The sequence below is a fragment of the Pseudoalteromonas sp. SWN166 genome, assembly GCF_015864485.1.
GTDB lineage: Bacteria > Pseudomonadota > Gammaproteobacteria > Enterobacterales > Alteromonadaceae > Pseudoalteromonas.
Genome location: NZ_JADYXB010000058.1, coordinates 1 through 14,036, shown reverse-complemented (window position 1 = coordinate 14,036; position 14,036 = coordinate 1). Strand labels below are relative to the sequence as shown.

The window sequence follows — 14,036 nt, the reverse complement described above, 5'->3', positions numbered from 1 at the left end:
AGTAAGACCTTTACCAGCTTGAAGTTCAGCTAATGCTTTGTTGAAATCGAAAGATTGAGTCATGTGTCACTCCTGTTTTCTTAATAATACTGAAATGACACAGATTTCTAAACACTACCCTAGACACTAGAAATAAAATTGCAGACTGGTTTGCGGGAATTTAAATACACAATTACCACATCATAAAAACGTCTCTATCACCCGCTCTCTAAACCCGCCAAAGGCATGTAAAAAGCTTGCTTCTTGAGGCTCAGTTTTCAGCTGATTTGATTCGTTTTCTCTCCATGAAAATAGTAAATCATCAATTTGAGCAATCGGCTGACTATCGGGCCGCGTGGAGCTTGTCTTTTTATGAGTCTCTGTTCCAAAATATTCATTCGCTATGGCGTTATTTCTTATCAGTACGCAAGTGTCAGGTAGCTCTTGGTCGATTCTATTTGAAAAGGTGCTTAGTGTTTCTTCGGCGAGGGTGAATAGCCAAGCTTCTTGGTTGGGGGAGTTGTTAACTCTTAATATACGGCCAAGCACCTGCCTAAAATAAAGCTCGGTTTTAACTCGGCTTAAATGGCAGCATATCTGTAGCCTTGGTATGTCAGTGCCTTCCGACACCATTCCAACGCTTACAATCCATTGTGTGTTGCTAAAGCGAAAATGATTGATTCTATCGCCAGCATCACTTTCTTTGTAAGTTACTATGGTTGCTGATTGATGAAAAAGCTCTGTAAGAACTATCACTATCTGCTCTGCATGCTCAACAGAAGAGGCCACAATTAGCCCTGCTGCATTGCTGTTTTGCAGCCTAATAGTGGCGAGCTTACTTACCCCTTGAGCAACAATGTAATTGATTACGGCTTCGTGTTTAATCAGATCTTGGTAGGAAATCGATGTGTCTTTTAGCAAAGACTTTAATGAGTGGTAGGTTTTAGTTTCCTGTTTTGCTGTTGTTACCGAAATTTCTTCATTATCAATTAAAACAATTTTAGGGTTACGGCAAACGCCATCATTTACTGCCTGTTGCAGCGAGTAAGTGTAATTGCATTGAATTTTATTATCTGGGTCACTATAAGTTGCTAGCGCAATAGGGAGAAGGTCAGAGCGCCAAGGTGTGCCTGTTAAAGCTAACGTGAAAGCGGCTTGCTGTTGAATATTTTTAACAATATCTTGCCCCCATACATTGGCATCCTCAATGCTTGAACCAGCACAGTGGTGTATTTCATCAAACACCACTAACACGCGGTTGTTCTTTAATAACTTCCAATAGTCGTCATTAAAAAAACGCATGTTTTGATAAGTATACGAGCAACCAACTGAGCCAATAACACCGCCAAAATTACAATTTAACCGTTTAGCAAACGTCTTTCTAATGCCATTTGCAACCTCACTAGAGGGTGAAAAACAAATCACAAAGTCTATTTGCTTAGTATCAAATAAATAAGCTGCAACTTCTGCCGCCAATACGGTTTTACCGGCCCCTGGTGTAGCTAAACAAAAAAAGTGCTTATAGCTTTGGGAATAATGCTTTTTAACTGTCGATAAACAGCTTGTTTGCCAATCCCTTAACATGGTTGTTTTTCTGTTATTTTATTACCCAGTAAAGTCTGCAAAGCATTTATTTTACCAAGTAATTTAATAGACTTTTCTTTAGCTTGAGTGTGATGTAGTTGCAATTGCTCATGTAGCTTAGGGTAACGTGTTGTAAGGCGTTTGTACTCTTTAGCTTCTTCAAGCAAAGTACTCAAATCAATTTCGTATGTTAGTAAATCCTTTTTAAGCTCTTCTTGGTACTCAGTAATTACAAGCTTTTCGACTGTGGCGTTAGTAGAGTTATTACGGTGTTTGTCAAACTAGTTGTCGCGATCACTATGTTATGCACTCTCCGCTTTGACGATTTCTTGTTCAGGGTTTAAGTACACTTCTTTTGGTAAATCCCAATTACGAACATTACCACTCCAGCGCTCAGGATGAGCATCCTTAGCACCTTGATATACCTCTTTTCTATTAGCCAATATTTCACCCGCCAATCCAGAATGCCTCTGATGTGGGCTAACGTATTTGATGCCACTATGCTTGTGGTTAAAATTATACCAATGACTAAATTTAAGCACCCAGTCACGTGCTTCTTCTATTGTTAAAAATCCTTTATAAGGATAACCAGGTCGATACTTACACGTTTTAAAAATTGATTCTGCGTAAGCGTTATCATTACTCACTCGTGGTCGACTAAAAGAAGATACAACACCTAAACTATGGAGTGTTTCAAGCATTGATGAACCTTTCATTGGGCTACCATTATCTGAATGTAACACCAACGGGCTATCTCTAACACCTTCTTTTAAGTGCGTTTTATTAATCAATCGCGAAGCGTTCTCAGCCGATTCCTCATCATGTATTTCCCATCCAACAATTTTTCGGCTAAATATATCGAGTATTAAATACAGATAAAAATGTAGCCCTTTGGCTGGTCCTGGAAGCCAAGTTATATCCCAACACCACACTTGATTAGGGCCTGTCGCGCAATGCGTTGTTGGTGTTTTTCGCTCTTTAATTTGGCTACGCCCACGAGCATTCTGTAACTTCTCTTCATGTAGTACACGATAATAGGTCGACTCTGATGCAATATAAACACCTTTATCAGCCAACGCAGGGACTATTTGACTAGGTGGTAGGCTTTTAAATTCATCACTATTAACAGTAGCTAATAAATGGTCTCGTTCTTCGCTTGATAACTTATTTTTAGGTGTAGGGCGATTAGCGCTTGGCCTACCATCACTTTTAACGCCACCTTCAACAATCCAGCGCTGATAAGTTCTTACGCTAATTTCAAGCTCAGCACAGGCTTTAAACCTTGCTGCACCATAAAATACCGCTTCACTGATTAATTCAACCGCTTGAATGCGAGCTGAGTCGAGGATCATTCGTCCTCGGCTTCCCCCCAGATCGCATTTGCTTTTTTTCTTAACACCAGTAGTGCTGCTGTTTCAGCGAGCGCCTTATCTTTTCGGCGTAGCTCTTTTTCTAATTGGTTGATCTGTTTTTTATCTTTCTTTGCTTCGATGGTGAAGGCTTTCTCTTGCTCTTTTACATTAGCGTTAGCATCCATACAAGCACTGCGCCAAGCCGCTATTTGTTCTGCATAAAGTCCTTTCTTACGACAATATCCAGCTAATTCAGCTTGATTTAACGTCGCTGTTTCCAGCACAACTGCGAACTTATTTGCTGAAGACCATTGCTCTGCATTACTTCCATCACCTGGCACTAGATGCCCCTTATCAATTGCTTGTTTTCGCCAATTATACAAGGTTGATTCACCAATACCCATTTCGATAGACAATTTTGATATCGATATATTATTGGGCGGCATCATTTTCTGAAGAGCCGACTCTTTTTGCTGCGTTGAATAAATTGGCATTGTTTTTCCACGCCCTCTACTTAATTTTAATGATTAAGTAGAGGGCGCGACAACTAGTCTGACAGAGAGGGATTATTAGTAATTTCAATGCATTTTGCACTACTTCCCCTTGAATTCGGCACAATTTCTAAATTAAAAAAAAGCTCTGTTTTTGAATAAATAACTTCCTTAACACCCTTGCGTAATTTATTGGTTCGTTTTAAAAGTCCTTTTGCAACATTACGAGTTAATTGACGATATATAAATTTTCGGGTTTCTACCGCATCGGCAAACGTAGGCTGTTCACGTAATAAAGCGTCTTTCGCTTGCGTTACAGTGAATTTATCCATCTGCTTGATTACCAAAAGAAAATGTAAAAATACATTCATATTCGCTTTTTTACTCATTGCTAAACCTTACCACTCACCATAAACTTAGGATTCCTAAGTATACATGCTCATGTAAAAACTAGACAATCATTTAAATGTGAGAGTTACCAAGATGAAGCAACGGTGCAGGTTAAATCCTTTTTTACAGAGCGTCTTAAAGAGGCTCGAAAGCGAATGAAAATAAGCCAAAAAGAGTTAGGTATTAAAATGGGGATGGATCCAAGTTCTGCTAGCGGCAGAATGAATCATTACGAAACAGGTCGTCATATGCCCGATCTTGCAACACTCAAAAATCTAGCGACCGAGCTAAATGTTCCCGTAAATTACTTTTTTTGTGAGTCAGAAGAAAGTGCAACACTAGCATGCTTAATTGAAAAGCTTGATGACGAAGGTAAACGCAAACTCATTCAGCTACTCCAGTCGAAAATTTAATCGTATAAAAAACAGATAAAGATATATTAAATATACTCTTTAAATGATGTATAAATGCTAAAGAGCAGGATATAAATATGGATATCACTAAAGATTATTATAAAGTCCTTGGTGTCTTACCTTCTGCAGAACGTATTGTTATAAAAGCAGCTTATAAAGCCTTGATGAGAGAGTATCACCCTGATGTTTATCAAGGCGAACGAGAATACGCCCTAAGAAAAGCTACAGAGATAAATGAAGCCTATGAGGTTTTATCAAGTGAAGTAAAGCGAAGAGAATATGATGAATATAACTCTCAAGCTAATTTCGAGTTCGGAAATAAAAATAGTGACTCTGAGCTAAATGATACTATTCACAACTCACTTAATGAAAAGTGGGTTTTAGCGTGTAAGTATTGCCCTGATTTATTGCAGGTAGAAAAGCGGCTCTCTCAAATATCTAGTTCACTCTGCTTTTCATTTAAGGTAGAGGTTTTAGAAACTAAAAACTTTTCTACAGCTAAATTAGTAGCAAATAAAATGCTTGAAAATTACGTAGAAACTTATTTTGGAAAGAATAAGGATATTAAAGCATTTGCAATAGAGCTTATAATAGGCAATAAAAAAGAAGCCGCGAGAGAGTTAAATAGGGTAATTGCTACCCTTGGTTCAGAAGTGGACTCTAAGTTTATAATCACTAAAATCACTGAAGAATTTTCACATCAAGATAAAAATAATCAGAGCTTAAATGAGTATCTAAATTATCAGGTAGGAGATCACATTTCAGTTAAAACTATCCCTTCAAATGGAAAAGGTTTTCTCTATTTTATTTATATAACTATATTTATCGGTGTGATTTATATTTTTATGTGAGGCTTTTATTTATGAGTACTACAATGATTTTACGGTGGAAAAAACCTTCATCTATTCACTTAAGTACTCCTTATAATACCAATTTATTACTAATTAACACTCAAAAATCCACGACCTTTGCGGTATGATAAGCCAATAATTTATATTGATATTCTTGCAGATAGAGACTACATGGACGCTGCATCAAAAAAGCCTGTTACTAAAAAAGCCGCAAAAAACACAAGTCGGGTTTGAAGAATCCCTTTGGGATGCCGCCAATAAACTGCGCGGGAGTGTTGAGTCAGCCGAATATAAGCACAAAGTGTGGTTAGTTATGAAATTGAAAACGGAAGGTTTATTAGAACTGTTAAACTAGCAGAGAAGTTATAAGCTCATAGAGTAATACTGCGAATCTGGAATAATATAAATAGGGTCGCTTTACAATAATATTCTTGATGATGTGGCTTGCATATTAAATGGGATGGCTTTACCTTTGTACTTAGGATTTCTAAGTTTTAAGGTGTGGGATGGCTTTTCTATTTTCTCCCAAGGCTCGGGCATTTTCTGATGAGTCGTTGGAAAGTTACTTATTACGGGTCGTGTCAGAGAATTTTTTTGACTCGTATGAAGGGTTAAGTTTAGCTATTCGCGAAGAGCTTCATGAGCTTGATTTTGAGGCGCATGGCGCATTCCCGATAGATTTAAAAAGGCTCAATGTTTACCACGCCAAGCATAATAGCCACTTTAGAATGCGGGCTTTATGTTTGCTCGAAACATTATTAGATTTACCTCGCTATGAGCTACAAAAGCTGGCTTTGTTAAAGTCAGATATTAAATTTAACTCCTCAGCTGCCTTATACAAAAATGGCGTAGATATTCCCCATAAATTTATTCGTTACCACCCAGAAGATGCAGTTGCTTCAATTCCGGTATGCCCACAATGTCTTGCAGAAGAAGCTTACATAAAACAAAACTGGCACATAAAATGGGTAAAGGAGTGCACTAAACATCAGTGTGCTTTGCTACATAACTGCCCAGAATGCTGCGCTCCAATTAACTATATCGAGAATGAGTCAATTACTCATTGTTCATGCGGTTTTGAACTTTCTTGCGCTAGTATCTCACCTGCAAATACATTAAGTATTGAGCATTTAAATAAATTGCTGGATAAAAGTGAGCGTAATGATAGTAACCCGCTATTTAACAATACGACTCTTACAGAACGTTTTGCTGCGCTTCTTTGGTATCAGGAGCGGTATTCTCAAACAGATAACTTTTGTTTAGACGATGTTGTGGATTATTTTAGTAAGTGGCCAGCTGTTTTTTACAAGGAGCTTGATGAATTAAGTGAAAATGCAGAAATGAAGCTAATATATTTGTTTAATAAAACAGAGTTTAAGTTTATTTTTGGTGATGCTATTTTAGCTTGCCCCAGTACTCAAATGCAGAGGGAACTTCATTTTATTTATAGGGCTCTATTAGATTATTTAGTTACTTTGGTTGAGGGTAATCCTAAAGCTAAAAAACCAAACACAGCCGACTTATTGGTAAGCGTATTAGAGGCTGCAACTTTGTTAGGCACTTCAGTAGAGCAAGTATATAGATTGTACCAAGATGGTATTTTGCAAACGGCATTTCGTCATAAAATGAACCAGCGAATCAATCCCTATAAGGGTGTGTTTTTTTTAAGGCATGTTATAGAGTACAAAACTAGTTTTGGAAATGATAAAGCTAGAATGTATTTGTCGGCATGGTGAGTATATGCATTTAAAAGAACTGCTAGATATTACAGACACCACTGAGCGAGATAGATTATTACGTCGTGCTTTTAATCCTTACACAACAACGGTTGATATGACAGGTTGCGAAGGCAATGCTTTAATTATTTTATTAAACCTGACTTATCGAAAAAACCAAGTTGATGACTTGCTGGATAAACAGCTAGCAAAACAGGCTTTAAAAAGTGAAGACCATATTAATAAATGTATTAAGGAAATAGCGTGGTTTCATACTCATAATTTAAAGTACCCTGACATTAGAGTCAGTAAGCAAAATTTAGCCGTAGAGCCTCCAACACTGCAATCTTATGTTTTGAGTAGTGCTAACTATCCTAAAGCCTATGGCTGGTCACATGACTCAGCTAAAGTTAATTTTGCTAAATTATTTGTTAGTTACTTTAAATGGCAAAATCAAGTCAGTTGTCTGGCACAAGTATTAGCTACGAACTCGGATAACTGGAAAGCCGCATTTACCTCTCTAGGGTTATCCGTTAAGGCATTTAAAAGCTTATGTGTAATCGTTAAAAAATCATTGCCTGAAGAGGCCATTCCCGACTCTGTTGACCGCTACTCTCGCCAAATTAGAATGCCTTATCATGATGGTTACTTAGCTGTTACGCCTGTAATTAGCCATGTTGTTCAATCAAAAATTCAACAGGCGGCAATTGATAAACGAGCTCGATTTAGCAATGTAGAGTTTACGCGTTCTGCTGCTGTCAGTATGTTAGCAGCTTCCTTAGGTGGTGTTGTTAATGTGCTTAATTACCCTCCTTATATACGAAGTAAATATCATGGTTTAAGTAACTCACGAGCATTTAAATTAAATAATGGGCAAACAGTATTTAATGTTGAGGCACTATTAAAGCCGGAATTAATTAAAGCTTTAGAAGGTATTATATTTAGTAATAATGCGCTGGCTCTTAAACAGCGTAGACAACAAAAAGTAAAAAACATTAAAGAGCTGAGAAACACGCTTTTAGAATGGTTTTCACCTGTATTTGAATGGCGCTTGGACGTTATTGAGAATGGGCATGACTTAGAACAGCTTGAGAGTGCTTCAGACCGACTGGAGTACAAAATACTATCGCTGCCCGACGACGAACTCCCTTCGCTAACGATTCCTTTATTTAGGTTACTAAATGAAATGCTTGGCGGTGTGAGCATGACACAAAGGTATGCGTTTCATCCTAAATTAATGAGCCCTTTGAAAGCAGCTTTACAATGGCTCCTTATCAATCTTACAGATCAAAAAAATGAACCGATTGAAGTAGATGAAGAACATTTTCGTTATTTACATTTAAGCGGTATACGTGTGTTTGATGCGCAAGCGTTATCGAACCCTTACTGCTCAGGTATTCCATCTTTAACCGCTGTTTGGGGTATGATTCATAGCTACCAAAGAAAACTTAATGAGGCGCTAGGGACAAATGTACGGTTCACATCTTTTTCTTGGTTTATTAGAGATTATTCTACTGTAGCCGGAAAAAAGCTTCCTGAACTTAGCCTTCAAGGCGCTCAGCAAAGTAAGCTTAAGCGACCAGGAATTATTGATGGCAAATACTGCGATTTGATATTTGATTTAATAATACACATTGATGGTTATGAGGATGATTTACAGGCAGTAGATAGTGAGCCTGACATTTTGAAAGCGCACTTTCCATCTAACTTTGCAGGTGGTGTTATGCATCAGCCTGAGCTTGATTCAAATATAAATTGGTGCTGTTTGTATAGTAATGAAAATCAGTTATTTGAAAAGTTAAGGCGACTCCCTTTATCTGGTTGTTGGGTTATGCCAACTGAGCACAAAATACAGGATTTAGATGAGCTACTCTTATTATCAAATAGTGATTCTAAACTAAGCCCATCTATGATGGGGTATATGTTACTCACTGAACCGATGGCTAGAGTTGGATCACTTGAAAGACTGCATTGTTATGCTGAACCAGCAATAGGAGTGGTGAAATACGAAACGGCCATTAGTGTTAGGTTAAAAGGTATTAGTAACTATTTTAATAGCGCTTTTTGGGTGCTAGATGCACAAGAAAAGTTTATGCTAATGAAAAAAGTTTAACCGGAAAAGACTTAATGGAACTATGTAATATATTAAAATATGATCGCTCGCTTTACCCTGGTAAAGCTGTGTTTTTTTATAAAACGGCTGACTCTGATTTTGTTCCTTTAGAGGCTGACGTAAATAAGATCAGAGGCCCAAAATCTGGTTTTACTGAAGCATTCACTCCGCAGTTTTCACCAAAAAACATCTCACCTCAGGACTTAACTCATAATAATATATTAACTCTAGAAGAGTGTTATGTACCTCCAAATGTGGAACATATATTTTGTCGGTTTTCTTTAAGGGTTCAGGCTAACTCGTTGGTCCCTTCAGGCTGTAGTGATCCAGAGGTTTTTTCTTTATTAAAAGAGTTAGCAAAAACATTTAAAGAATGCGGCGGTTATAAAGAGCTAGCAGTAAGATATTGTCGAAATATTTTGTTAGGTACATGGCTTTGGCGTAATCAAAACACCGGCAACACTCAAATTGAAATTAAAACCAGCAAAGGCAGTTGTTATTTAATCGGTAACACTCGTAAGTTAGCTTGGGAAAGTAAGTGGGCTTCTGATGATCTAAAAGTATTGGAAGAGCTTAGTAATGAAATTGAGAGCGCATTAACTGATCCCAATGTGTTTTGGAGTGCCGATATAACCGCGAAAATAGAAGCTTCATTTTGCCAAGAGGTTTACCCAAGCCAAATCCTTAACGATAAAGTTAAGCAAGGAGAGGCCTCTAAACAGTTTGTAAAAGCTAAGTGTGCAGATGGCCGTTACTCTGTAAGTTTTAATTCAGTAAAAATAGGTGCAGCGCTTCAGTCAATTGATGATTGGTGGGATGAGGATGCAAGTAAAAGATTACGTGTGCATGAATTTGGTGCAGATAAAGAAATAGGGATTGCCCGGCGTCCTCCCGATTCTGAGCAGAACTTTTATTCTATTTTCAAAAACACTGAATGGTATTTGTCAGCCCTTAAAAATTGCATTACTAATAAAAATGAAAATATAGACCCAGCTATTTATTATTTATTTTCTGTATTGATTAAGGGTGGAATGTTCCAGAAAAAAGCAGAGGCTAAAAAGGCGTAGTTATGAAAAGGTATTACTTCACAGTCCACTTTTTACCAAAACAAGCTAATCTAGAGCTGCTAACTGGCCGTTGTATTTCTATCATGCATGGGTTTATTTTGAAGCATAATATTGAAGGAGTGGGAGTAACGTTTCCTGCATGGTCGGACACATCAATTGGTAATGTAATTGCTTTTGTTCATAAGGATATAGAGATTTTAAACAGCCTTAAAGAGCAGACGTATTTTGTGGACATGCAAGATTGTGGCTTTTTTAAAATAAGCCAAGTTTTAGCCGTACCTGAAGGCTTCCAAGAATTACGTTTTGTACATAATCGAGCAGTAGCAAAAATATTCACAGGTGAAAGTAGAAGAAGGTTAAAGCGACTGCAAAAAAGAGCCTTAGCAAGAGGTGAAGACTTTAATCCTAAAAAACTCGTAGCTCCAAGAGAGGTTGATATTTTTCATAGGGTAGCTATGACTAGTAAGAGTTCACAAGAAGATTATATTCTGCATATTCAAAAGCAAAATGCCGATTTTCAAGCAGAGCCTGTCTTTAGTAATTATGGTTTTGCCTCAAATGAAAAGTTTAAAGGCACGGTTCCTGATCTATCACCCTTAATAGAGAGTAATTAACCTTTATTTATAGCGTTATTATAAGTCATTGATATTAAAGCTCTCTTAACAAGCATTAAAAATATGGGTAAAATTGAATTTGCTTTTTAATTATATGAATTATATAAATAAGATTAGCTATTTCTATAGTGGCCTGCCGTATAGGCAGCTGAGAATCTGGAGGTAATTTGCCCTGGAGGTAATTTGCCGTGGCCTGCCGTATAGGCAGCTGAGAATCCACGTCGATGATATGTCGCATTCTCTTACCAGTGGCCTGCCGCATAGGCAGTTGAGAATTCAGGTGATGATTGGCGTAATCTTTTACTTAGGTGACCTGCCGTATAGGCAGCTGAAGATAAAAACAATCGATTCGATGTTTAAGTTAATGTAATTCTGCCGAAAAGGCAGTAAGTAGAAGTTTAAAAACCAGCCTTGAGTTAGAAGGCTGGTTTTTGATTTAAGAAGTAGAAATATATTTAAGATTACAGACTCTATTTTTAGAGAGTATTAAGTTCCCCAATTAATGATATTGGTGATATTACGCTGTAAGTTCGAAGATTCTAATATCAAGCTACATCAAACAACATCTGAGATTTTTTAATTCAAGCATTATAACCATGGGTGAGGTTGTCTACAGTTTTTTTGATCAACTCCCGTCCGGCAATAGTGTTAACAAACGTCAAAGGCATTTCTGAACTAAATTGCAAAGAGCGTGTATTTAGCCATGTGTTCCACCGTTCAACACTCTCAAAGTAATCAATACAAGCCGATGCCAAATGAGCTAATTCAACGATATTTTCACTTAAGGTTACATTTAAACGTTTATGTTCTTTTATATAGCGTTCGAAAGCTTTTGTATTTGTACCAATCGCCTTAGTAAACGATTGCAGATCCCAGCGTAACTCAAGTCTAAATTTCTCAACACAGTTTATATCTAAGCCACGCTGAATCAATTCAATTTCATCCAAAGGGTTTGAGTTTAAATTAATTGTTCCATCGCTGAGTATCTCTACAAATTTACGATTAGCACTAGGTTGAATATAGCTAGGCATGCACATCTCTAAGCTTGCTAAAGTTATATTTAATATAGCATCTCAAGTAACTGGCTGATAGTCGGTTTAGAGCGAGAAGCAGACGGTCATGTAAACTCATTTTTGGACAATTATGAGTTAGAGTCAAAGGACGCTTCTGTGCCATATATAGCCTTTTAAAAGCTATTTATCAAAAAAATGACTATTACACATTGATTTGTATCAAGAGAATAACGTTGGACGCTTTGCCTAAAGTAATACATGTATATACAAAGAGCTATGTGTTAATTTAATTTTACTTAGAAACAGAGATATAAATAAGTCGTACCAATAAGGATATTGAATAATGTCACTACAAATCATCCAACAACACATATTAGAATTTTTAAGTTCCAGTGAGCCAGAAGTTCTTGCCATAAGTGGGGCTTGGGGAGTTGGTAAAACTTTTGCTTGGAATCAAGAGTTAGTCAACTGTAGGGATGATAAAGCGTTAAAATTTGATAAGTATTCATACGTCAGTTTATTTGGAGTCAACTCTTTAGAAGTATTGAAGGCAACCCTATTCGAAAACCTTATTGATAGCACTTTGATAGGCTCAGATCCAAGCTTGAAATCGTTAAAAGATAATACTGTAAGTATGAGTAAATCCCTCGGACAAAAAAGCCTGAAACAAATCAAAAACTTGCCATTTTTAAAAAATGCTTCTTCAGTACTCGATGCAATGTCTTATATGTACGTGTCCAACAGCTTAATCTGTATTGACGATCTTGAAAGGAAAGGTAATGCACTCAGTTCTAAAGATATTCTTGGCATAGTCTCTCAATTGAAAGAGCAAAAGAAATGCAAGGTTGTTCTCTTGCTAAATGAAGCGAGTATTTCTGATAGCCCTGACTACAAAGAATTTAAGGAGAAAGTTATAGATAAGGAGATAACTTTTAATCCTACTCCGTCAGAATGTATAGACCTAATTATCCCTAACGATTTTGCGTTGATCGAAACAGTTCGTGAGTGTGCAGAAACCCTTAGCCTCACAAATATGCGTGTGATTTCTAAAGCATACTCTTTAATGTCAAAGTGCTTACAACATTGTGGCGACTTAGATCCAGAGATATCTAGACAAATTTGTCACACTATCACCTTGTTCACTACAAGCTATTACTGCTCCAGTTCAAATAAACGTATTCCGCCCATCGATTTTCTTACAGCCAATTCATTTAGTAGATTGTCTACGGAAGATACCAATGACCATAAAAGGTGGAGAGGTTTATTGGTTGCATACCAGTTCATCTATGTAGACGACTTAGATAAAGCACTCTTTCAAGTAGTTGAGTCTGGATTTATCGACATTGAATCTTTTAAAGCGACAGCCGAAAAAACCAATAAAAAGTTAATTGAATCTATTCAGGAAAATGCTTATCGTGAAATCTGGAAAGAGTTTCACAACTCTTTTTGTGAGGAGACGGAGTTTGTTGAGCGCTTCATGAAAATTACAACAAATGCAATGAGCTCAATAAGTGCTGCTAACTTAAGTAATTCTGTTCGATTACTGCGAGAGTTGGGAGAACGAACTAAAGCTTCCGAGCTAATAGAGGTCTTTGTCTCAAAAAACCTAGAGATCGGACGTCTAAATTATCTCGATAAGTATGATGACTTTGATCATGAAATTGATGATGAACTAATCGAAAGTGTTACAACAGCACTAAATAATTCCCCTTGCTTGGAACCCACCAGAGAATTCCTGATTAGAGTATGTAAAAGTTATGACACTAGTGAAGAAGATAAGGCAAGAATGTCTCAAATCACGGAGTCAGATTTCTATGATTTCTTTAAAGAAGAAAGCGGAGAACCCTGGAGAAAATTATTAAAACAGTCATCTGGTGAACATGCTGAAGCAAATGCCAAATCGGCTTTGAAGAAGATCGCGCAGGAGTCCAAGCTAAACGAAATACGACTAAAAAGGCTTGGATTAGATTAGGAAAGCACTACCAAGATTTGCAAGAGAGTAGATGTCCGTTGTTCGTTCTTTTGACGTACTCGTCTAAACACGTTTTGGGGCAGAAACGAGTTGATCATGAATGACTGCAAATGGCACTTTTGCGAAGTTCGGTTTGAGCGAAAACCAAGTATTAGGATAGGCTGGAATTCAGCCCTATAATCGTAAATACTGAAATTCTACCTATTCTTTATGTACGTACTGACGATAGCGATTTGCCAACGGCAGCCTTAAACACACATAATCCTTAATTTCTATGTCATCGTATGGTTGTATTTTATGTCGGGGAATGGTTGCAGGTTATTTTTAAGTGATTGATATGTATATTCGGTGTTTGTCACGCTTTGTAGTGGTCAATAAAATTTGGCCACAGTTTTAGAATCTTGATATCTAACCTCAGATTCATTTGGCGCTAAACCGGCATTATAATGATGCGGCCTAACGTTGTTGTAATATCCGTTGAT

At 37.2% G+C, this 14,036-nt stretch carries 12 protein-coding genes; 7 read left to right on the top strand and 5 right to left on the bottom strand.

Going from position 1 to position 14,036, the window contains the following annotated elements; translation table 11 throughout:
* Positions 1-180: 180 nt before the first annotated feature.
* The 4 genes from I6F49_RS19390 to I6F49_RS19375 all read right to left on the bottom strand — a co-directional run bounded on the left by I6F49_RS19390 (position 181) and on the right by I6F49_RS19375 (position 3,795).
* Positions 181-1,563 carry a DEAD/DEAH box helicase gene (locus tag I6F49_RS19390; RefSeq protein WP_197181664.1) on the bottom strand — a complete coding sequence of 461 codons (1,383 nt, stop codon included), beginning with the start codon at positions 1,561-1,563 and terminating at the stop codon, positions 181-183.
* Complete coding sequence (locus I6F49_RS19385) at positions 1,557-1,739, bottom strand: hypothetical protein (protein WP_197181663.1); 183 nt, start codon at positions 1,737-1,739, stop codon at positions 1,557-1,559. Before I6F49_RS19385 ends, I6F49_RS19390 begins: the two co-directional genes overlap by 7 nt.
* A gap of 126 nt (positions 1,740-1,865) precedes the next feature.
* A protein-coding gene (locus I6F49_RS19380; RefSeq protein WP_197181662.1) for an IS3 family transposase occupies positions 1,866-3,409 on the bottom strand; the annotation gives its coding sequence in 2 pieces (ribosomal slippage) (positions 1,866-2,944 and positions 2,944-3,409; 1,545 coding nt in all).
* 53 nt (positions 3,410-3,462) lie between these two features.
* Positions 3,463-3,795 carry a hypothetical protein gene (locus tag I6F49_RS19375; protein ID WP_197181661.1) on the bottom strand — a complete coding sequence of 111 codons (333 nt, stop codon included), beginning with the start codon at positions 3,793-3,795 and terminating at the stop codon, positions 3,463-3,465.
* A gap of 156 nt (positions 3,796-3,951) precedes the next feature.
* On the opposite strand from I6F49_RS19375, the gene I6F49_RS19370 reads away from it, so the two are divergent.
* The 6 genes from I6F49_RS19370 (at position 3,952) to cas6f (ending at position 10,569) form a co-directional block, all read left to right on the top strand.
* On the top strand, positions 3,952-4,209 hold the full coding sequence (locus I6F49_RS19370; protein WP_197181660.1) for a helix-turn-helix domain-containing protein: 258 nt from the start codon (positions 3,952-3,954) through the stop codon (positions 4,207-4,209).
* A 77-nt stretch (positions 4,210-4,286) separates the two neighbouring features.
* Positions 4,287-5,060: a J domain-containing protein gene (locus tag I6F49_RS19365; protein ID WP_197181659.1), complete on the top strand. Its 774-nt coding sequence runs from the start codon at positions 4,287-4,289 to the stop codon at positions 5,058-5,060.
* A 506-nt stretch (positions 5,061-5,566) separates the two neighbouring features.
* Positions 5,567-6,796 carry a TniQ family protein gene (locus I6F49_RS19360; protein ID WP_197181658.1) on the top strand — a complete coding sequence of 410 codons (1,230 nt, stop codon included), beginning with the start codon at positions 5,567-5,569 and terminating at the stop codon, positions 6,794-6,796.
* Positions 6,797-6,800: 4 nt separating this feature from the next.
* Complete coding sequence (locus I6F49_RS19355; RefSeq protein ID WP_197181657.1) at positions 6,801-8,888, top strand: type I-F CRISPR-associated protein Csy2; 2,088 nt, start codon at positions 6,801-6,803, stop codon at positions 8,886-8,888.
* Between the two features lie 14 nt (positions 8,889-8,902).
* Positions 8,903-9,955, top strand: coding sequence for a type I-F CRISPR-associated protein Csy3 (gene csy3 / locus I6F49_RS19350; protein ID WP_197181656.1), 1,053 nt, complete (start codon positions 8,903-8,905; stop codon positions 9,953-9,955).
* 2 nt (positions 9,956-9,957) lie between these two features.
* Positions 9,958-10,569: a type I-F CRISPR-associated endoribonuclease Cas6/Csy4 gene (gene cas6f / locus I6F49_RS19345; protein ID WP_197181655.1), complete on the top strand. Its 612-nt coding sequence runs from the start codon at positions 9,958-9,960 to the stop codon at positions 10,567-10,569.
* A 581-nt stretch (positions 10,570-11,150) separates the two neighbouring features.
* On the opposite strand, the gene I6F49_RS19340 is transcribed toward cas6f, so the two are convergent.
* Complete coding sequence (locus I6F49_RS19340) at positions 11,151-11,600, bottom strand: antitoxin Xre/MbcA/ParS toxin-binding domain-containing protein (RefSeq protein WP_197181654.1); 450 nt, start codon at positions 11,598-11,600, stop codon at positions 11,151-11,153.
* A gap of 325 nt (positions 11,601-11,925) precedes the next feature.
* Here I6F49_RS19340 and I6F49_RS19335 point away from each other — a divergent pair, with 325 nt between their 5' ends.
* Complete coding sequence (locus tag I6F49_RS19335; RefSeq protein ID WP_197181653.1) at positions 11,926-13,554, top strand: hypothetical protein; 1,629 nt, start codon at positions 11,926-11,928, stop codon at positions 13,552-13,554.
* Positions 13,555-14,036: the final 482 nt, after the last annotated feature.